At 63.1% G+C, this 17675-nt stretch carries 21 protein-coding genes and 2 pseudogenes; 11 read left to right on the top strand and 12 right to left on the bottom strand.

Annotation, left to right across the window (positions count from 1 at the left end):
• Positions 1-14: 14 nt before the first annotated feature.
• Positions 15-839: an ammonia-dependent NAD(+) synthetase gene (gene nadE, locus MQW79_RS06640; protein WP_461383895.1), complete on the top strand. Its 825-nt coding sequence runs from the start codon at positions 15-17 to the stop codon at positions 837-839.
• 9 nt (positions 840-848) lie between these two features.
• On the opposite strand, the gene MQW79_RS06635 is transcribed toward nadE, so the two are convergent.
• Both MQW79_RS06635 and MQW79_RS06630 read right to left on the bottom strand, forming a co-directional pair.
• The gene (locus MQW79_RS06635) at positions 849-1280 is read right to left on the bottom strand and encodes a c-type cytochrome (protein ID WP_191772216.1); all 432 of its coding nucleotides are present in this window, start codon (positions 1278-1280) and stop codon (positions 849-851) included.
• On the bottom strand, positions 1241-1636 hold the full coding sequence (locus MQW79_RS06630) for a MerR family transcriptional regulator (RefSeq protein WP_191772215.1): 396 nt from the start codon (positions 1634-1636) through the stop codon (positions 1241-1243). The genes MQW79_RS06635 and MQW79_RS06630 overlap by 40 nt, the downstream gene beginning before the upstream one ends.
• A 71-nt stretch (positions 1637-1707) precedes the next feature.
• Between MQW79_RS06630 and MQW79_RS06625 the strand changes: the two genes are divergently transcribed.
• Positions 1708-2586, top strand: a complete 879-nt coding sequence (locus MQW79_RS06625) for a cation efflux transmembrane domain-containing protein (RefSeq protein ID WP_248306140.1) — start codon at positions 1708-1710, stop codon at positions 2584-2586.
• Positions 2583-3074 carry a signal peptidase II gene (lspA, locus tag MQW79_RS06620; RefSeq protein ID WP_476587528.1) on the top strand — a complete coding sequence of 164 codons (492 nt, stop codon included), beginning with the start codon at positions 2583-2585 and terminating at the stop codon, positions 3072-3074. The genes MQW79_RS06625 and lspA overlap by 4 nt, the downstream gene beginning before the upstream one ends.
• Positions 3075-3078: 4 nt before the next feature.
• Here lspA and MQW79_RS06615 read toward each other — a convergent pair whose 3' ends face one another.
• Together MQW79_RS06615 and MQW79_RS06610 are read right to left on the bottom strand one after the other, a co-directional pair.
• Positions 3079-3855: a L,D-transpeptidase family protein gene (locus MQW79_RS06615; RefSeq protein WP_386834599.1), complete on the bottom strand. Its 777-nt coding sequence runs from the start codon at positions 3853-3855 to the stop codon at positions 3079-3081.
• Positions 3856-3913: 58 nt separating this feature from the next.
• A complete protein-coding gene (locus MQW79_RS06610; RefSeq protein WP_386834600.1) occupies positions 3914-4837 on the bottom strand; it encodes a cation diffusion facilitator family transporter in 924 nt (307 codons plus the stop codon).
• A gap of 117 nt (positions 4838-4954) precedes the next feature.
• On the opposite strand from MQW79_RS06610, the gene MQW79_RS06605 reads away from it, so the two are divergent.
• A complete protein-coding gene (locus tag MQW79_RS06605) occupies positions 4955-5389 on the top strand; it encodes a copper chaperone PCu(A)C (RefSeq protein ID WP_386834601.1) in 435 nt (144 codons plus the stop codon).
• Here MQW79_RS06605 and MQW79_RS06600 read toward each other — a convergent pair.
• The 5 genes from MQW79_RS06600 to MQW79_RS06580 all read right to left on the bottom strand — a co-directional run bounded on the left by MQW79_RS06600 (position 5380) and on the right by MQW79_RS06580 (position 8503).
• Entirely contained in the window at positions 5380-6399 is a 1020-nt protein-coding gene (locus MQW79_RS06600) for a flavin-containing monooxygenase (RefSeq protein WP_476587527.1), read from the bottom strand. The genes MQW79_RS06605 and MQW79_RS06600 overlap by 10 nt on opposite strands.
• 11 nt (positions 6400-6410) lie before the next feature.
• Entirely contained in the window at positions 6411-7013 is a 603-nt protein-coding gene (locus MQW79_RS06595; protein ID WP_461383897.1) for a hypothetical protein, read from the bottom strand.
• Complete coding sequence (locus MQW79_RS06590) at positions 7010-7363, bottom strand: hypothetical protein (RefSeq protein ID WP_461383898.1); 354 nt, start codon at positions 7361-7363, stop codon at positions 7010-7012. The genes MQW79_RS06595 and MQW79_RS06590 overlap by 4 nt, the downstream gene beginning before the upstream one ends.
• A 61-nt stretch (positions 7364-7424) precedes the next feature.
• Positions 7425-8084, bottom strand: a complete 660-nt coding sequence (locus MQW79_RS06585) for a DsbA family protein (RefSeq protein WP_386834605.1) — start codon at positions 8082-8084, stop codon at positions 7425-7427.
• On the bottom strand, positions 8081-8503 hold the full coding sequence (locus MQW79_RS06580) for a disulfide bond formation protein B (protein WP_386834606.1): 423 nt from the start codon (positions 8501-8503) through the stop codon (positions 8081-8083). Before MQW79_RS06580 ends, MQW79_RS06585 begins: the two co-directional genes overlap by 4 nt.
• Positions 8504-9219: 716 nt before the next feature.
• Between MQW79_RS06580 and MQW79_RS06575 the strand changes: the two genes are divergently transcribed.
• The 6 genes and pseudogenes from MQW79_RS06575 to MQW79_RS06550 all read left to right on the top strand — a co-directional run bounded on the left by MQW79_RS06575 (position 9220) and on the right by MQW79_RS06550 (position 15162).
• On the top strand, positions 9220-11703 hold the full coding sequence (locus tag MQW79_RS06575) for a heavy metal translocating P-type ATPase (protein ID WP_461383899.1): 2484 nt from the start codon (positions 9220-9222) through the stop codon (positions 11701-11703).
• 197 nt (positions 11704-11900) lie between these two features.
• A complete protein-coding gene (locus MQW79_RS06570) occupies positions 11901-12389 on the top strand; it encodes a DUF411 domain-containing protein (protein WP_386834609.1) in 489 nt (162 codons plus the stop codon).
• A gap of 151 nt (positions 12390-12540) precedes the next feature.
• Complete coding sequence (locus MQW79_RS06565) at positions 12541-12948, top strand: hypothetical protein (protein ID WP_035083826.1); 408 nt, start codon at positions 12541-12543, stop codon at positions 12946-12948.
• Positions 12949-13065: 117 nt separating this feature from the next.
• Positions 13066-14118, top strand: a pseudogene (gene copM, locus MQW79_RS06560) (CopM family metallochaperone); the annotation flags it as partial.
• A 58-nt stretch (positions 14119-14176) separates the two neighbouring features.
• Positions 14177-14470, top strand: coding sequence for a YncE family protein (locus MQW79_RS06555; RefSeq protein ID WP_476587526.1), 294 nt, complete (start codon positions 14177-14179; stop codon positions 14468-14470).
• A gap of 401 nt (positions 14471-14871) precedes the next feature.
• Entirely contained in the window at positions 14872-15162 is a 291-nt protein-coding gene (locus MQW79_RS06550) for a hypothetical protein (protein WP_461383002.1), read from the top strand.
• 109 nt (positions 15163-15271) lie between these two features.
• Here the strand turns inward: MQW79_RS06550 and MQW79_RS06545 are convergent.
• Together MQW79_RS06545 and MQW79_RS06540 are read right to left on the bottom strand one after the other, a co-directional pair.
• Positions 15272-15733, bottom strand: a pseudogene (locus tag MQW79_RS06545) (MerR family transcriptional regulator).
• A gap of 459 nt (positions 15734-16192) precedes the next feature.
• A complete protein-coding gene (locus MQW79_RS06540) occupies positions 16193-16393 on the bottom strand; it encodes a hypothetical protein (protein WP_476587524.1) in 201 nt (66 codons plus the stop codon).
• A 125-nt stretch (positions 16394-16518) separates the two neighbouring features.
• On the opposite strand from MQW79_RS06540, the gene MQW79_RS06535 reads away from it, so the two are divergent.
• On the top strand, positions 16519-17061 hold the full coding sequence (locus MQW79_RS06535; RefSeq protein WP_386834614.1) for a DUF305 domain-containing protein: 543 nt from the start codon (positions 16519-16521) through the stop codon (positions 17059-17061).
• A 56-nt stretch (positions 17062-17117) separates the two neighbouring features.
• Here MQW79_RS06535 and MQW79_RS06530 read toward each other — a convergent pair whose 3' ends face one another.
• Positions 17118-17468 (bottom strand): DUF411 domain-containing protein, encoded by a 351-nt coding sequence (locus MQW79_RS06530; protein ID WP_476588196.1) that lies wholly within the window; start codon positions 17466-17468, stop codon positions 17118-17120.
• Positions 17469-17675 lie beyond the last annotated feature (207 nt).

The following is a 17675-nucleotide window of genomic DNA, read 5'->3' as shown; positions in this document are numbered from 1 at the left end:
AGATTGGAACACCATTGACCTCTCAAGTCCAAATCATCGCCGAGCTCGGTGTCGCGCCATCGTTCGAAGTCTCCGTCGAGGTGGACCGGCGGGTCTCGTTCCTCAGGGACTACTTGGTGCGCTCCGGCCTGACGACCTATGTCTTGGGCATCAGCGGCGGCGTCGATTCGACCACAGCGGCCATGCTGGCACAGCGAGCCGTGAGGGACCTGCGGGCCGAGGGCCGCGAAGCGCGTTTCATCGCGGTACGGCTGCCCTATGGAGTTCAGGCCGACGAGAAGGACGCCCAGGCGGCATTGTCGGCGATCGAACCGGATCAGACCTTCACCGTAAACATCAAGCCTGCCGCTGACGCCATGTGGCGGCAGATCCGGGCAGCCGGCTTCGAGCCCGAGAATGAGGGACAGGAGGACTTCCTGCTCGGCAACGTCAAGGCGAGGCAGCGGATGATCGCCCAGTTCGCCCTGGCGGGAGGTCTAAAGGGCCTCGTCATCGGGACCGACCATGCCGCCGAGGCGGTCATGGGCTTCTTCACCAAGTTCGGCGACGGCGCCGCCGACATCCTGCCGCTCGCCGGCCTGACCAAGCGGAGGGTCCGCGCCATAGCAGCCCACCTCGGTGTACCGTCGGAGCTGGTGTTCAAGGTGCCTACGGCGGATCTCGAGGACGATGCCCCTTTGCGGCCAGACGAGGACGCCTATGGGGTGACCTACGACCAGATCGACGATTTCCTCGAAGGCAGGGCGGTTCCCGATTTCGCCCGCGATCGGATCGTGAACGCCTATCGCGCGACCGCCCACAAGCGAGCCCTTCCGGTCGCCGCCAACGCCGCGGCCTGACGGCTTCGTCTATGGTTGGAGCGGGTCCGAAGCGGACTTGGCGGCCTGCACGTCGCGCTGACGTTCGGGCCAGGTGCTCTTGATGTAGTCGAGCGCGGCGGCGATCTCGCCGTCGTCGAGCACCGCACCGAAGCCTGGCATGTCGGTCTCGTAGCCGGGCATCATGGCCGCCGGCCCTTCCTTGACGATCCGGAACAGTTGCCGGTCGGAGTGGTGCCAGGTATGACCGGTCGCGTCGTGGGGCGGTGCCGGCAGGCGCCCGGTCGGCAGCCGCTGCTTCCAGTTCGGCTGACCTTCGAGGTTCGCGCCATGGCAGCTTGCGCAATAGTCGACATAGACCTGCCTGCCGGAAACGTCCTCGGCAAGGGCCGCCCCCGCCGCTCCCGCCAAGGCGACCGCGATCAGAACGGCGAGGTGTTGAGCGCTTCGATGACACGACATTCAGCGACGACCCCCTTCCGGCATTCGGCGACCATCCGCGACAATTCTGCTCGCAGGCTCTGCAACTGCGCCAGGCGGCGTTCGACCTCGTCCAGTTGAGCCTGGGCGATTCGGCTGGCATCGGTGCAGGAGGCCTCGGGCTGTTCCTGCAAAGCCAACAAGGTGCGGACGGACTGCAGGTCGAAGCCGAGATCGCGGGCGTGGCGGATGAATCCGAGACGGCGGACGTCCGCCTCGCCATAGATGCGGCGCCCGTTGCCCTGTCTGGCCGGTACGGGCAGCACGCCCGCTCGTTCATAGTAGCGGATGGTCTCGACATTGACCCCCGCGTTGCGGGAGAGATCCCCTATCTGCATTTCCTGCTTGCTCCTGTAGTGACTACAGGTTGTAGCCTCTGCACCAAATCGTCTCAAGAAGGAGCAAGGGCATGAGCGCTGCTGCCGAAACCGTACGCTACCAAGTCACCGGCATGGACTGCTCGTCCTGCGCCGCCAAGATCGAAGGGGCCGCCCGCAAGGTGGACGGCATCCAGGACGTCAAGGTCTCCATCGCCTCCCAGATCATGACGCTCGAGGTGGACGATCCTGGTCGGCGCTTGCCAATCCTCGAGACCGCGGTGACGGACCTCGGTTACCAGCTCGACCGGATCGGCGGGCAGAAGGGGGCGAACTCCGAGCACGACCACGACGAGGAGGGCGACGACGACCACATTCCGGACCTCTCGCACGTCACGCCGGCCTACAAGCGGGCTCTCTGGATCGTCGTGCTGCTCAACGTCGGCTACGGCATCGTCGAGATCGCCGGCAGCTTCATCGCCGGCTCCCAGGCGCTGCAGGCCGATTCGCTCGACTTCCTCGGCGACGGGCTCATTTCGTTCCTGGGCCTGATCGCCGTTGGCTGGGGACTTGCCGCCCGGGCGAAGGCGGCCCTGCTGCAAGGCATCTTCCTTGGCCTTCTGGGACTGGGCGTGGTCGCGTCCACCGTCTACCGAGTCTTCATCGAGCACCAGCCCGAGAGCCTGGTGATGGGCGTCTTCGCGCTGATTGCGTTCGTGGTCAACGTGCTGGCCGCAGTGGTGCTTATCCCGCACCGCAAGGGCGACGCCAACATGCGAGCGGTTTGGCTGTTCTCCCGCAACGACGCCATCGGCAACCTCGCCGTGGTTGCCGCCGCGGGTGCGGTCTGGTGGACCGGGTCGCAGTGGCCTGACCTGATCGTCGCCTTCGCGGTGGCCGGCCTGTTCCTGCAGTCCGCTTGGTCGATCATCCGTGATGCGAGGTCTGACCTACGGCAGGCTGGCCGATGAGCACTCGCGACTCCTCGCTCTTCCTCGTTCTGGGCGTCATCGGCGTGGACGCCTCCACCAAGGAGGCCGCCCTGATGTACCTCGACGGGGCTGGCGTGCCGGTGCTGCCGGTGTTGGACCTTACCCTGGGATTCAATACCGGCGTGAGCTTTGGCATGTTCGCCGCGGACAGGCCCGGGGGCTGGTGGGCCATCGTCCTCGTGACCCTCGTGGTGTCCGCGGTGGTCGCCTGGCTGTGGCACAGGAGCCGTGGACGACTCGAGCGCTTTGGCTACGCCGCCATCCTGGGCGGGGCACTGGGCAATCTCGTCGACCGCATTCCCGATGGCGCGGTCACCGACTTCATCGACCTGCACGCGGGCGGCTGGCACTTTCCCACCTTCAACCTGGCCGACGTCGGCATCACCGCCGGCGTCGTCATGCTTCTGATGGCGACCATTACCGGCGCCTTCGCGGGCCGTACCGCATCCGGTTCCGGGCGCCCTTAGCCCATCAAAGGGCGGCCATGGTCGAGAGCGGCGCGACGTGGCAGGTTCCGTTGGGATCGAGCAGAGCGGCGCCCGTGCGGTTGAACACGTAACGCTTCTCGCACACGTCAACCGCCGGCAACTGCAGCGTGCGGTCGAAGATGTCCGTGCCCTCCTTGAGGTTGCGCCAGAAGGGGGCATGGGGGCTGGCGGCGTGCCGTGCGAGGTTTGCCTCCGTCATGCGGAACGGCAGCAGCTGCAGCTGCACGGACTGGTTGCCGCCCCGGAAGCTCTCGCGAACCATGGCGTAGAGTTCCTTGATGCCGTCGTCGGTCATGGCGTAGCAACCCACCGACTTGCAGTCGCCGTGGATCATCAGGTAGCTGCCGGTGCGTCCCCAAGCCTGGTCGAACTTGTTCGGGAAGCCCACGTTGAACGACAGGAAGTAGCTGGATTTCGGATTCATCAAGGCCGGGGTGACGTCGTAGAAGCCTTCCGGAGATTGGTAGTCGCCCTCCTGGATCTTTGGACCGAGTGCTCCGGACCACTTGCAGATCGGATAGGTCTTAAGCAGTGCGTATTGGCCGCTGCTGGTCCGCTTCCAGACCTCGAGCTCCGAACTCTCCTTGAAGACCCGGATCATCATCGGTTCGGTCGGTGAGGAGCCGATCGCCGCCATCTGGTCCACCAATCCCTTCGGCAATGGGACGTTGTGACGATTGTCGCCGACGAATTGGCTGCAGCCGGTCAGCACGACAGCGGCGATGACGAGTGCGGCGGCTTGGATGAGGCGAGCGAGCATCTGGGTCCAGTTCAGTTCCTGGCAACCATATCCCCTGAGGGTTACCTCTTCGTGAGCCTCACCCTTCGGCCTTGGGAACGATGTCGCGATCGTGTTCGACCATGCCGGCCAACTCCATCTCGATCGTTGCGTGCTCGATCTCGAACTGGTCATGCAGGCTCTTCTTGAGCGCCTCCTTGAGGCTCGTGGCGGCGGCGAGGTCGTTGCGATCGGTCGCAAGATGCACCTCTATCGCCGTCCGGCCTTCGCTGATCTCCCAGACATGGAGATGGTGGACGTCGACGACGCCGTCCGCCGATCGGAGGTGCCGAAGCAGGCCGTCATGGTCGAAGCCTTTCGGCGCACTGTCCATCAGGACCGCTATCGATTCCCGGATCTCCGTCGAACCGTGGACCAAGACGTAGACGGCGATCAGGGCGGTTACGGCAGGATCGACCCAGGACGCCGATGGTCCCCAGATCATGATGGCGATGCCGCTGGCGATCACCGCGACGGTGCCCAGCGCATCGGCGATCATATGAAGGAAGGTGCTGCGAACGTTGAGGCTGCCGAGATCCTTGCGCAGCACCCACGCTGCGAGCAGGTCCTCGACCAAGGCGATGACGCCTACGATCAGGACCGTGGTGGGGACGACTTCAACCGGTTCCAGGAAACGGGTGCCGGCTTCCCACAGCAGATAGAGGCCGATCATGATCAACGTCGTGAGATTGATGAGCGCGCCAACGGTTTCTGCCCGGGCATAGCCGAAGGTTCGCCTCTCGTTTGCGGCCCGCTGGGCGATCCGCCAGGCAATATAGGACACCAGAACCGAGCCGGCGTCCGACAGGTTGTGCGCTGCGTCCGCGATCAGGGCGAGCGAGCCGGAGATGGCGCCGCCCACCACCTCGGCGACAGCAATGCCGAGGTTGAGCGCCAAGGCGATGAGCAGCCGGCGGCCTTGTCCTGGGCTACGGTTGGCAGCGGATCCGTGCGAATGGGACATGCAAACCTCCTTGCGTCGAGGTCAACCTAACTCCTCCAGTGACTAGAGGAGCAAGCGCATTGTCGCAGATGCGCGTTGAGCGTTGCTCCGGTCCCTTGCGAGTGTCAGGCTGCGGTCATGAAGAATATTATCGTTGCAGCTCTTGTAAGCGGATGGGCGTCCATTTCGGTCGCTGCCGAATTGCCCCTAGCCGTGATCGACGGCGTAGTGGTCGAGGAAGCCTGGGCAACCACGCAGCCGAACGGCGTCGAGATCTACCTCGTCATCAACAATCGCAACACCCGCGGCGTCTGGCCCATAGGCATCGAAGTGCCGGGGGCATCGATTACGAGCGTCGTCAGGTCGGACGGGGAGGCCTTCGAGCCAACCTTGCCACCGCATGCGGAACTGTACATGCAGCCCGGCGGCGTGCGCATCGAAGTCGTGGGACCCTTTGTGGATGCGTCCGTGCCCGTCACCGTTTCTATTGACGATTCTGAGGTGACGGTGGATGCCCGGGTCTTAGGAGCCGATGAGCTTCCACCTGATCACCACGATTACGATCACGGCTGATCGAGATGTTGAAGGAGATTGTCCACCACAACCTTTGAGTCCCTGTCAGCACCGAGGATCAGGGCGGATGCTCTATTCCGCTGCCATGGGCGGCCAAGGAAGTGCAGCCCCGATGTGCCCGCTGGCACTTCTAGCCAGCTGTCGTCGTTCCGATAACCGACCGCCCAGATAACCGACGCGACAACGGCATGGCTGCCGTCCACGAAGGTTGCGGTGCCACCGGATGCGTGCACCAGCCTCGATCGGATGCTCACGCCTTGACCGCGCAGCGCAGCCAAGCTGCGCCCGCGGTCCGGAAAGGGATCGGTGGCTTGCATTATCCTGCCGACGGGCGATCGAGGTGAGACAGAGAGCAGCCCCACCCGATCCATCAGCGTCCAGGTGCTGATACCGAGCACACGCTGCGGGTACAGGCGACGGGGCTTGCCGGTAGCGAGCAGCACGGCATGGGTGGCCGCCAGCTCGACAGCGATGTCCCGGCCCGACGCGCCGTCCCCGACCACCAGCACCGGCCCCGTTTTGACGCTCAGCGGCGACCGGTACGTGGACATGGTGAGCTGGGCGACGCCGGGTCCGAACCGCGACGCCACCTCCGGTACGATCGGCTGCTGGAAACCGCCCGTGCAGACCAAGGCGGCTTGGCTGCGCACGGTGGCCCCGTTGCCCAACTCGGCGACGAACGCGCCGGCAGTGTCACACCGCAATCGCACCACCCGGGTCCCGCTCATCACCGGCAGACGGTGGGTTGCACAATAGCGCTCGAGGTAGTCGGCGAATTCGAGCCTTCCCGCATAACCTTCGGGGTCGCCGTCGAGCGGAGCGCCGGGCAGAGAGCTCAGGCGCCGCGGGGTGAACAGGGTGAGGCTGTGGTAACGATGCCGCCAGCTGTCGCCCACCTGCGCAGATGCATCCACCACAAGGTGTGGCACACCAGCCTGGGCGAGCCGGTAGGAAGCCGCCGAACCGGCTTGCCCTCCACCAACGATCAGGACGTCAACATTCTGGTCCATCGGTCAGCAGGTCACGGCCCGGCGGGCTCGCAATGGCTTCCGCCGAAGGCCTCTTCCTCGTACCCGTCAGGCAGATCGTTGAAGGCTCGCGCCCTCTTCGGCGACTCAGGATTGGTCATGGCCTTGATGACATCGTCTGCGGAAGCGATGATGCCGGAACGCTCCAGCCCGCGGAGCATGGCCACCGTTGACAGCAGGTGGAGGTTGTCGGGCTTTCGAAGAAACCTGACGTTGCGGAAATCGGCATCCTCGAAGAGCAGGAGAACAGGCGCTCCGTTCGTCGTGTACTTCTGCACGCCGTTGGCCATGAACTCGACAACCGCTGCGTCACCTAGCCCTCGACCGCTCTCGAACGTGCCGGCCTCGCGCGCAGCTCTGGCAGCATTGCCGACGAACGTTTCCTCCACGGTCAAGCCTTTGCCATTAAGCCCGTCCAAGAAAGCCTTCACCTCCCGGTCCTTGGGGTAGGATAGGTCGCCCGTGACTTCGGCATAGATCTCATCGACCATGACGATGGGCATGTCCAGGGTGGTCAGGAGTTCGAGTCGGCCTGCCGTCCACAGGCTGTTCAACGGCCCGGAATCCGGAATAAGGAGCACGCAGCGAGTCTTCATTGATCCTCCTCCTGACGCGGCTGCTGCAGTAGTCCCACGATGGTGTCGGTCATCGCCTCCAGCACATGGGCGGGCAACTTCGGCAAGGGCAGATCCCGGTCGCCCAGCGAAACCAGCAACTGAGCGTAGTCGCGCAAGCCCAGGGCTTGGATAGCAGTCTCCTTCGAAATACGCCCTTCGGAGAAATCAACCAGAGGATCGGACATGCGAACGTTCTCCCCCTTATAGCCGGTGACACGTTCAAGGTGCCCCCGGACGATCGCGGTCACGGTCGTGCCCTCACGGGCAGCATAGGCTTTGGCATGCTGCACCAGATCGTCGGGCAGATTGAACGTGGTGTTTCGTTTCATGGCTCACCTCGCTCACATATATATGTGATGTGAACTCCACCGACAAGGCGCAGGGTTCTCGCTAGAGAGCATTGGAGGCGGCGACCTCGCTCGCGACCAGATCGGCAAGGGCTTGCGGATCAGCGCTCGCTGGCGCCTTACCGTTGACGAAGAAGGTGGGCGTCTGCTGCACGCCGAGGCGCTCCACATCGGCCATGTCGGCGTTGAGAACGCCAGTCATGCCGGGCCGCAAAACGTCCTGCCCGGCCTGTTCCACATCGAGACCAGCCTCGCCTGCAATCTGCCATGCCAGATCGAGGTTGGGTGCACCATGCACCGCCCATTCCGGCTGGCGGGCAAGGAGCGCTTCGAGCACCGGGATGAAGAGGTCCTGGAGACGGGAAGCCTCGATGATCTTCACCGCGGTGTCTGAACCTTCGTGGAAAGCTGCATAGCGCAGCACCAGCTTCACCTGGTTGGGATGACGATCCATGATCTGCTTCACGATCGGGTAGAATGCCCGGCAGGCTTCGCAGCTGGGGTCGAAGAATTCGGTGATGGTGACTGGAGCGTCTGCAGGGCCGATCACCGGTGAGTGGGGCCGTGCGAATCCTGCGTCTTCGACGGTGGGGAGGACGGGCGATGCGCTTGGCGTCGGGATGGGCCGGTAGAACCAGGCTGCGAGGCCGAATGCGGCGACGGCGATGATTGCGACCGCCACGACGGCAAGGCGCTTGTTCATGATTGTTTCCTCGCGAGGGGCAAGAGCAGGAGGGTGATGCCGGCAAAGGCGGCGGTGGAGAGATAAGGGATGGGAATGCCCATGATCAGCATGCCGGCTCCGGAACAGGAAGGCCCCGTTGCCGAGCACGGGACAATCGGCGCAGGCAGGAGTCCGGCATACTGGAGGGAATGGTAAGCGGCGATGACGAGGCCGACCGAGGAAAGCGGCAGGGCATATCGCCAAGTGTCCATATCGCCGCGGAAGGCGCCGACACCTAGGATCACGACCAGCGGGAACATGGCGATGCGCTGATACCAGCACAGGGTGCATGGCATCTGCCCCATGACCTCACCGATGAACAGGGTGCCGAGCGTGGCGACCAACGCGATAAACCAGCCGGCGATGAGCAGGGTCCACTGATGCGTTTCGCGCGGCATGCAAACTCCTTGGTTGGGAAAGATCCTTACGATCTATAGCCGCTAGAGGAGCAAGGGCAATTTCGCCGCATCCCGACTGCTCGTCCGCAGGCGGCCCGGAGCTGCTTTTATAAATCGAGTTATAATAAACGAGATTATAGTGTGCAGCTTCGCTGCCCGGTCTAGTGCGGGGTCTTGCCCGAGTGTCGCTGCCATCGATGACGTAGTCTTGCCCGACTTAACCTTAGGCTAAGGATGATGGGCTGGATGATCCGGACGGTGTGGTGAGGAATGAACATCTCAATCCATCGTTGGCTATTGCCCGTTGTGTTCGCGCTGCTCGCACTGATGCTGTCCATGCATCAGGCAGGTGCTGCCGTTCATGTGGCCGAGCACGGGATCGATGCGGTCGCAGTTGGTTCCGATAGGGCACGATACGCCCGATGTGATTGTGCATCCTTGGAGGGATGCGACGTCAGGCCGATCCGCGGATAGCTCATGTCAAAGACTGCCATCTCGAGGTGCGGAGAGGTGGCATACTCAGGAGTGAAGGCCCTCTCGACCAGGAGCATCTTCGTCTCCTTGTCACAGCAGCTCGTGCCTTCGCTCGGTGGCATTTGTGTCGATCCCAGCCCATAGTCGCGGACACGCGACTGGCGATTGTCTCTTGACCTTCCAACAGTGGGAAGGCGCACGCTGGATAATGACGATTCTCGAGCACTTCCCGGACGAGGTACATGATGGCCAGAACGAGCAAAGACCAACACCAACTCTCCCCGGGTGCCTCGAAGGAGAATGGCTCAGGTAAGGGCGGCGGCGAGCATCACCGATCGGGACATCATCACGAACACGGCCCCGACCACTCGGGGCACCATCACGGACCGCAGCACCCAAACGGTACGGAGGCGGCCCCGTCCGACAGCGCCCATCGTGTCGAGGACCCAGTCTGCGGCATGATGGTCGATCCCCACACAACGCAGCACAAGGCCGAGCACGCGGGCCGACCATATTACTTCTGCTCGGCGGGATGCCGCTCGAAGTTCATGGCCGACCCGGAACGTTACCTCGACCCGGCCGTCGCTGCGGCCAAGGCGGAGCCCGTTCCCGAGGGGACGGTCTACACTTGCCCCATGCATCCGGAGATCCGGCAGATCGGCCCAGGTTCGTGCCCCATCTGCGGGATGGGGTTGGAGCCGGTGCTGGTCAGCCTCGAAGCTGAGCCCAATCTGGAACTGATCGACATGCGGCGGCGCTTCTGGATTGGGCTGGCGCTGACGATTCCAGTGTTCATGCTCGAGATGGGCGGCCACCTGATCGGCCTCGACCACCTCATCAGCCAACGCAACTCGAACTGGGTCCAACTGCTCTTGGCCACGCCGGTCGTGCTCTGGGCAGGGTGGCCCTTCTTCCAGCGCGGCTGGCAATCGCTGGTTACGCGCAACCTCAACATGTTCACCCTGATTGCGATGGGGACGGGTGCGGCGTGGGTATACAGCATCGTAGCGACGCTGGCGCCGAGCATCTTCCCGGATGCCTTCCGCCAGCCGGATGGCTCGGTCGCGGTCTACTTTGAAGCGGCTGCGGTTATTACGGTGCTGGTGCTGCTCGGGCAGGTACTGGAGCTGCGTGCCCGCGAGAGCACCAGTGGCGCGATCCGGGCGCTGCTCGACCTTGCGCCCAAGACCGCGCGGCTAATTCGTGATGATGGCACCGAGGAAGAGGTTCAACTCGACGGCGTTCATGTCGGCGACCGCCTGCGGGTCCGGCCCGGCGAGAAGGTGCCGGTGGACGGCGAAGTCCTGGAAGGCCGCAGCGCCGTCGACGAGTCGATGGTGACCGGCGAGTCCATGCCGGTGACCAAGGAGGTGGGTTCGAGGGCGATTGGCGGCACCATGAACCAGTCCGGCGCGCTGGTGATTGAAGCGCGCAAGGTCGGCCGGGACACCATGCTGTCGCAGATCGTCCAGCTCGTCGCCGAGGCGCAGCGCAGCCGCGCACCCATCCAGCGCCTCGCCGACCAGGTATCGGGCTGGTTTGTGCCGGCAGTGATCCTCGTCGCCGTCCTCGCCTTCATCGTCTGGTCGATCTGGGGCCCCGAGCCGAGCTTCTCCTTCGGCCTTATCGCAGCCGTTTCCGTCCTCATCATCGCCTGTCCTTGTGCGCTCGGCCTTGCAACGCCGATGTCCATCATGGTCGGCGTCGGGCGCGGCGCTCAGAATGGCGTTCTGATCAAGAACGCCGAGGCGCTTGAACATATGGAGAAGGTGAACACGATCATCGTCGACAAGACCGGCACACTCACCGAGGGCCGGCCGGCGGTGACTGCCATCATTCCGGCGTCCGGCTTCACCGAGGAGGAGGTGCTGCGCCTTGCCGCCAGCGTGGAGCGGGCGAGCGAGCATCCGCTGGCGCTCGCCATCGTCCGTGCAGCCGAAGAGAGAGGATTGGTGATCGCACCAGTTGAAGATTTCGACTCGCCCACTGGCAAGGGCGCGCTTGGCGTGGTCGAAGGCAAGACAATCCCGCTTGGCAATGCAAAATTCCTTGCCGAACAAGGGGTCGATGTCGCCCCGCTGGCCGAGCAGGCAGACAGGTTGCGCGAGGATGGGGCAACCGCGATCTTCATGGGCATCAATGGACAGGTGGCGGCGATCTTCGCCATCGCCGATCCGGTAAAGGCATCGACGCCGGAGGCGCTCGCGGCGCTGAAAGCACGAGGCATCCGGGTGGTCATGCTCACCGGAGACAACTGGACGACAGCGAAGGCCGTCGCGCGTCAGCTCGGCATCGACGAAGTGGAGGCCGAGGTCCTGCCCGATCAGAAGAGCGAGGTCGTGCAGCGGCACAAGGCGGCCGGCGAGGTGGTGGCGATGGCCGGCGACGGGGTCAATGATGCGCCGGCACTCGCAGCGGCGGATGTCGGCATTGCCATGGGCACCGGCACCGATGTGGCGATGGAGAGCGCGGGCGTCACCCTGCTGAAGGGCGATCTTGTTGGCATCGTGCGGGCGCGGCGGTTGTCGCAGGCGGTGATGGGCAACATCCGGCAGAACCTGTTCTTCGCCTTCATCTACAATGCCTTGGGCGTACCGGTGGCCGCTGGGGTCCTCTACCCGTTCTTCGGCATTCTTCTCTCGCCGATCATCGCCGCGGCAGCGATGGCGTTGTCATCGGTGAGCGTCATTGCCAACGCGTCGCGGCTACGCGCCACCAAATTGTAGGAGACCGAGTTGACCGATACGCTTCAGGAGGCTGGAACCTTCAGCAATGCATCTCTTCCTTGCGCTGCATCAAGTTCTGCGGCGACAGCTGTGGTAGTATCTGCCAGTCGGTGCCAACAGGAAGCCCGCCATGCACGGCCCTGATCAGCTGCGCATTCTTCCGCTGAGATCGTCGGCCGTGGCTGTGAGGACAAAAGATGCGAAATGACCATGCCATCAGCCGGAGAGCCTTCGTGGCAGGTCTTGGCTCGATATCTGTTCTGCTTTCAGTGCCGGTGACAGGGTATGCCGCAAGTCTGCCGCTCGTCACCGTTACCAAGGATCCGAGCTGCGGCTGCTGCACGGGGTGGGCCGAGCATATCGAGGCCGCGGGCTTTCCGGTGCGGATCGTTGAATCGCAGAACATCGACGCCATCAAACAGCAGCTCCGCGTGCCCCCGGCCCTCTACTCGTGCCACACGGCCGAAGTGGACGGCTATGTCGTCGAAGGCCACGTTCCAGCCGCGGCAATCCAGCGTCTCCTGACCGAGCGTCCGGCGGCCACGGGCCTCGCGGTTCCTGGAATGCCAGCCGGGTCGCCCGGCATGGACTTCCCGGGCGTGACTGCCGAGCCCTACGAGGTATTTCTGTTCGCTCCCGCCGACCAGAAGGTCTTCGGGCGTTTCCGCAGCGCGCAGGAGATCTGAAGCTGTTCATGATTCACCCGTTTGACACCAGTTTGATCCGGAGCGGGGACTGCGGGGCAGAACCTGCCCCTGTCAGTAGCTCAGGCTGCCTGAGGCCGCCGGATGCTGGCGGGCACATGGATGTCATCGGGTGCGTGAAGAAAGCCACGCCATGAGCAGGAGCTCGACTGCAACGTTCTGGTCGAGAAATGACTGGCTGCGCCAGTTCATGACCGGACTGCTGCTGCTCGTCTTCAGCGCTTTCGCTGTCCTGGGAACGGCACATGCCAGCTCAAGCACGCATGCCACGCACCAGGATCAGGCCGTTGCCAGTGCGCAGCAGGACGCCTATTCGCATTCCGACGACCGCAGCGAGGTTGCGGACGAACCATGCTGTCACCCTGAAGCGGCGCCGGATCGCGATTGCGGACAGGTCTGCACCTTTCTCGCCCTGCTTCCCGATCCGCTGCCGGCATTGCCAACACTGGACGGGGAGCCGCCCCTTCGCATTCAGCCCAGCGACCTGGGCCGAAATCCTTCAGGCATCCTGAGGCCACCGCGTCTGACGTCGATTGCATAGTGAAGCACGGCCGGGAGCCGTTCGTTCCCGGCTGCTCCAGCAACCGACAATCAGACGAAGCCGGAAACCGCACGTCCGAGGATGTGACGTGGTTTCTCCGGCGCCAAAGGATGCACAATGATGTACCGAACAGTAATTGCCCTCTCCGCCACTCTCCTGATGGGCGTCTCCGGCGTGGCTCTGGCCCAGCAGGCAGAGCATGACGCCCACCGACCCGGACCGCTGCAGGCGCAGGAGGATCGGGCTCCTGCTCCCATGTCTCCTTCCGACCCCGACGCGACAAATTTCACCAAAGCCTATGTGGATGCGATGGACGAAATGCACGGGCCGATGATGGAGGGCGTCCTGGCCGAAGACCCGGACGTCGCTTTCGTGCGGGGCATGATTCCGCACCATCAGGGTGCGATCGACATGGCGAAGATCGTGCAGCAATACGGCGATGACCCGCAAACGGGAGAGTGGGCGGCGCAGATCATCGAAGCACAGGAGCGTGAGATCGCCGAAATGCAGGCATGGCTGCAGGCGAATGCCAGCCCGGATCTTGCCGGTTTCCTCCAGACAGGCGGAACCGTCTACTCTGCCAACGAGGGCGGCAATTCGATCACCGCCATCGACCTCGGCACCGGTTCGGTGGAAACCGTTCAGATCGGGGTGTCGCCGCATAATGTCGATCTGACGCCGGGCGGGAACCTGCTGCTCGCGGTCGGGAGCCCTGCCTCCGATCACGCTCACGGATCGGCTGACGACGCACACGCCGAGGCCGAAGCTGGCCGAGGAGTTCTGGTGGTGCTCGATCCACAGCGACTATCGCAACCTGTCGCCACCGTAGAAGTCGGGGCGCATCCGGCGCATGTCGTCGCCGACCGCCAGGGGCGTGCCTATGTTTCCGTGTCCGGCGGGAACGAGATTGCGGTCGTTGATCTCGCAGCGGCTTCGGTGATCGAGCGCATAGCGACCGGAGCCTACCCGCACGGGATGCGCCTCAGCCCGGATGAGAGCGAGCTCTATGTGGCCAATGTCGAGGACGGCTCGGTGTCCGTCATCGACACCCAGGACCTGACGGAGCTTGCCCGCATCGAGGTGGGCACAGCGCCCGTTCAGGTCGGGTTCACGCCCTCGGGCGATCAAGTCTACGTCTCTCTTCGAGACGAGAACCGGGTAGCCGTCATCGACACTGCATCGCACGAGGTGACGAACAGGATCGGCGTCGGGGCCGAACCCGATCCAGATGTTCGCCACCGCCGATGGAGCCTACGTCTATGTGGCCAACCAGGGCTCCGAGGCGGAGCCGAACGACACGGTTTCCGTAATCGAGACCGCAACTGGACAGGTGCTCAAGACGATCACCACGGGAGACGGGGCACACGGCGTCTCGGCATCGGCTGACGGGGCATTCGTGTTCGTGACCAACATTGCCGACGACACTGTGTCGATCATCGACGTGGCGAGCCAGGACGTCGTCAAGACTGTCCCGGTCGGTGATCGCCCGAACGGCATCGTCTACGGCGGATCAAACCAGTAAGCAATTTGGGCCGGAGCGGGCAGCTCCGGCCCAAAAACAATCTGGGGGGACACGCGAATGCCGGCTCCCCCTCGGCATTGAACAGGGCAGGACGCCGGCCCCATTCCTGGCCGAGTTGCCACCGAGTTTTCCAAACCTTGAGGCGGGGGACGGGTCCAACACTGGCCCCCTATTCCAGTCCCCACGTCTGGCAGGTCAACGAGGATCGAACGGCGGTGAAGGGGCATCTAGCCACCGATCCTCAATGAGGGCACCGACTTGTTCGACCAGACACTACAGCTGCCGGCGGCCGACGTTTGCGAGAAGCGCTACGTCTTCAACCGCTATGGCACCGGGGGACCGCCTCTCGACCCCGAAGGCGCGTGCCCGGGGTGATCGACTCAACGAGGTTGCCCTGTAGCGTGACAGGGGAAGACCCGGCCTGTCCCATGCCCCATCCGGTCTTCGTGGTGTTGGGCTCCCTGGTCACCTACCGAAAACCGCTTCACTACAAGCGGCATGGCGAACTCGAAGCCGATGAGAAGGTCATCGCCGGCACCGCGCTCGACGAGGCGTTCTACAAGCACCTCGCCGGCCTCGGCGAGCTCGGCCAAATCTACGTCATCGAGAACAACGATCCACCATCGGTGATGCCATTGGGCGTCAAGATCGAGGGGTTCTCTGGTGAGACCGGCGACGGTCGGCAGGGTTAGTTTCCAGTCAGGCCTGCCTCACCTTCCTGGTCGCTCCGCTCGGCTGTGGATAGCGTTTTTCATAAGAATGTGGCGTAGGGTATTCAAATTCAGAAATGGATATCATTTTTCATGATTTCACCGAGCGGCGACGCAGTTCACGAGCTGGCATGACTTGGTGCTTGCACTTGCCGTGGTCGGCAAGGATGTCGATGACCTGGCAGCTCTCGACCCGCCCATGGGAGCAACCTTCGACAATACGCTCCAGTTCGGCCTCAAGCGCCTTGAGGCTGGCGATCTTCTCCTTGACCTCGACCAGCCTGGCCCTGGCGATAACGTCGGCTTCGCCGCATGACTGGTCCCGGCGGTCCTGCAGCGAGAGCAAGGTTCGGATCTGATCTATTTCGAAGCCGAGTTCCCGGGAATGCCGGATGAACGTCAAACGGTGCGCGTCTTTGCGGTTATAAGTCCGCCGGTTACCCCCGGTCCGGGGCGGTGGCGGCAGCAAGCCGATCTACTCGTAGTACCGGATAGTGGGCACCTTCACTCCGGTTGCTTCCGAAACTTTGCCAATCGCGATGCCGTGATCCATCAACGCTGCTCCTATAGTCGCTTGAGCATGTAGGTCTGGCGCAGAGATTGCAAGGATTCGGCGCCGCGGACGCAAGGATTGATACGACACGCTTTCGTGCCGAGGGCAGGATTGCGCTAGCTGTATCTCCACAATGACACGGCGGGTGCGCCGGTGGAGGACGTTTCGGTTCCGGTGGTATCCGGCACCATGCCGGTGAAGCATGGCCGGGGCGCCGACTTTCAGTACCTTGCCCAGCGGGTATGGATCTCGGTTATCCAATGCGGCTTATCCGGGCGTCGCGAGCCCTTCGGGTGAAACCAGGAGATGGCCGTGTATGACGGTTCTTGGCTCGGCGTTGGCGCTGCCGGACGGGCGCGAAGTGATGCTCTACCGCGCGACCGCGGCGGACACTGAGAAGTGCGCTGTGCGCCGCGATTCCTGGTCAAGCAATGGGGAACCAAGCTAGGTAAGGCCAGTTCAATCAGGATGCATCGGTATGTCGAAAGAAGGCGCGGATGGCGCCTGCCGCTGATGATTGTAATCATGCTCGCCGTATTGGCGAGTTTGACGCTTCATCACGGCGCAATGGCAAGCCAACCTGCCGCTGGGCATCACGTGCAGCAGAACCACGTTCATTCCGGTGACGCATGTATCTCGCCCCTTTGCGGGCAGCAGCATCACACCCTGCCGGAGTGCTGCGGCCTGGGTCTGTGTTTGGCAGCCTTGCCGGTGCCCGCCGTCGCCGAAACTCCCGGGTGGAGCGGAGGGTCCCACCAATTGATGCCGCTGCACGTGGACGTGCGTTGGCCGATTCACCGTCTGGATCGTCCACCAAGGAATTCCTGAATTTCGGAACTTTTCTCGAAACCACAGGAATGATCAAGATGAACTTCTTACAAGCAACCACTGCCGCAAGCCTCCTGCTAGCCGTCTCGACGGGAGCCATTTTCGCCCAGGACCATCAAGGTCATGACATGTCCGGCATGACCTCGGGTCAAATCCAGCTTCCGGAAATCTGCATGACCGGCGGCGAGCATCCCATGGAGGAAATGTCCATGGAGCCTGGGCAGATGGACGAAGCTCACATGGCCCTCATGGCAGGGATGGACGAGATGAACCGACTGATGATGATGGGCATGATGGCAGATGACGTCGACGTGGCGTTCGTATGCGGCATGATTCCTCACCATCAGAGTGCGGTGAACATGGCCAAGGCCGAGCTTGAGCACGGCGACAACGAAGACGCCAAGGCGATGGCCCAAAAGATCATCGACTCCCAGGAGCAGGAGATCGCCGAAATGATTTCCTGGCTTGAGGAGCAAGCCGGAGCCGAGACACAAAACTAGAAACCGGGAAGGGGTGCCATCGGCGCCCCTTCTTCCGCCCACGACCAGAACGGTCCCTACAGCTGCTGCGCGCGGGAATCGCATGAACGCAGACTGCTGCCCGGATCCAATGCGATCACGTCGTAGCTGTCGGAGGGGGCATCGGTCACGCATCCGCGGATGCTCAAAGGGGCAGCGTACAACAATACCCTTGTCGCCGCGGCAGCCACATGACCTTCAATCAGGTAGCCTGCGATCTCTGCCGTGTGGCAGGAGCGGAGGTTGCAGGAATACCCTTCTGATCTTTCAGTGTTTCCATATCCCTCAAGATCGGGGAACAAACCGGAGTTTAGCGACTGAGGTCCAGCCGGCGCAGCAACTGTGCGTTGATCGCGACGACTACGTACTGGCAGACATCCACACTGCACCAACCGCCGGCGCAAGCACGATACCGGCCCAAAAAAAAGCACCCCGCCGCGAGCGGAATAGCGATGATATTGTAGCCCGCCGCCCACCAGAGGTTCTGCTCCTCGGCGCCAATGTTGCTTTTTCTTCTTTGCGCTCGTTGGCTATTCTTGAGCCCGACACCAGGGTTCACGGAGTATGGTCGTAGGGGGATGGCGCGCCGGCTACGC

The sequence above is a fragment of the Devosia sp. Micro-HW1 genome (assembly GCF_056341075.1).
Note: the sequence above shows the minus strand (reverse complement) of the source record. Positions and strands in the feature narration are given on the sequence as shown.

Coding starts and splice junctions, on each gene's coding strand:
- MQW79_RS06635 (WP_191772216.1), bottom strand. CDS start 1,280: ATGTCGTGTCATCGAAGCGCTCAACACCTCGCCGTTCTGATCGCGGTC.
- MQW79_RS06630 (WP_191772215.1), bottom strand. CDS start 1,636: ATGCAGATAGGGGATCTCTCCCGCAACGCGGGGGTCAATGTCGAGACC.
- MQW79_RS06625 (WP_248306140.1), top strand. CDS start 1,708: ATGAGCGCTGCTGCCGAAACCGTACGCTACCAAGTCACCGGCATGGAC.
- lspA (WP_476587528.1), top strand. CDS start 2,583: ATGAGCACTCGCGACTCCTCGCTCTTCCTCGTTCTGGGCGTCATCGGC.
- MQW79_RS06615 (WP_386834599.1), bottom strand. CDS start 3,855: ATGCTCGCTCGCCTCATCCAAGCCGCCGCACTCGTCATCGCCGCTGTC.
- MQW79_RS06610 (WP_386834600.1), bottom strand. CDS start 4,837: ATGTCCCATTCGCACGGATCCGCTGCCAACCGTAGCCCAGGACAAGGC.
- MQW79_RS06605 (WP_386834601.1), top strand. CDS start 4,955: ATGAAGAATATTATCGTTGCAGCTCTTGTAAGCGGATGGGCGTCCATT.
- MQW79_RS06600 (WP_476587527.1), bottom strand. CDS start 6,399: ATGGACCAGAATGTTGACGTCCTGATCGTTGGTGGAGGGCAAGCCGGT.
- MQW79_RS06595 (WP_461383897.1), bottom strand. CDS start 7,013: ATGAAGACTCGCTGCGTGCTCCTTATTCCGGATTCCGGGCCGTTGAAC.
- MQW79_RS06590 (WP_461383898.1), bottom strand. CDS start 7,363: ATGAAACGAAACACCACGTTCAATCTGCCCGACGATCTGGTGCAGCAT.
- MQW79_RS06585 (WP_386834605.1), bottom strand. CDS start 8,084: ATGAACAAGCGCCTTGCCGTCGTGGCGGTCGCAATCATCGCCGTCGCC.
- MQW79_RS06580 (WP_386834606.1), bottom strand. CDS start 8,503: ATGCCGCGCGAAACGCATCAGTGGACCCTGCTCATCGCCGGCTGGTTT.
- MQW79_RS06575 (WP_461383899.1), top strand. CDS start 9,220: ATGATGGCCAGAACGAGCAAAGACCAACACCAACTCTCCCCGGGTGCC.
- MQW79_RS06570 (WP_386834609.1), top strand. CDS start 11,901: ATGCGAAATGACCATGCCATCAGCCGGAGAGCCTTCGTGGCAGGTCTT.
- MQW79_RS06565 (WP_035083826.1), top strand. CDS start 12,541: ATGAGCAGGAGCTCGACTGCAACGTTCTGGTCGAGAAATGACTGGCTG.
- MQW79_RS06555 (WP_476587526.1), top strand. CDS start 14,177: ATGTTCGCCACCGCCGATGGAGCCTACGTCTATGTGGCCAACCAGGGC.
- MQW79_RS06540 (WP_476587524.1), bottom strand. CDS start 16,393: ATGCTGCTGCCCGCAAAGGGGCGAGATACATGCGTCACCGGAATGAAC.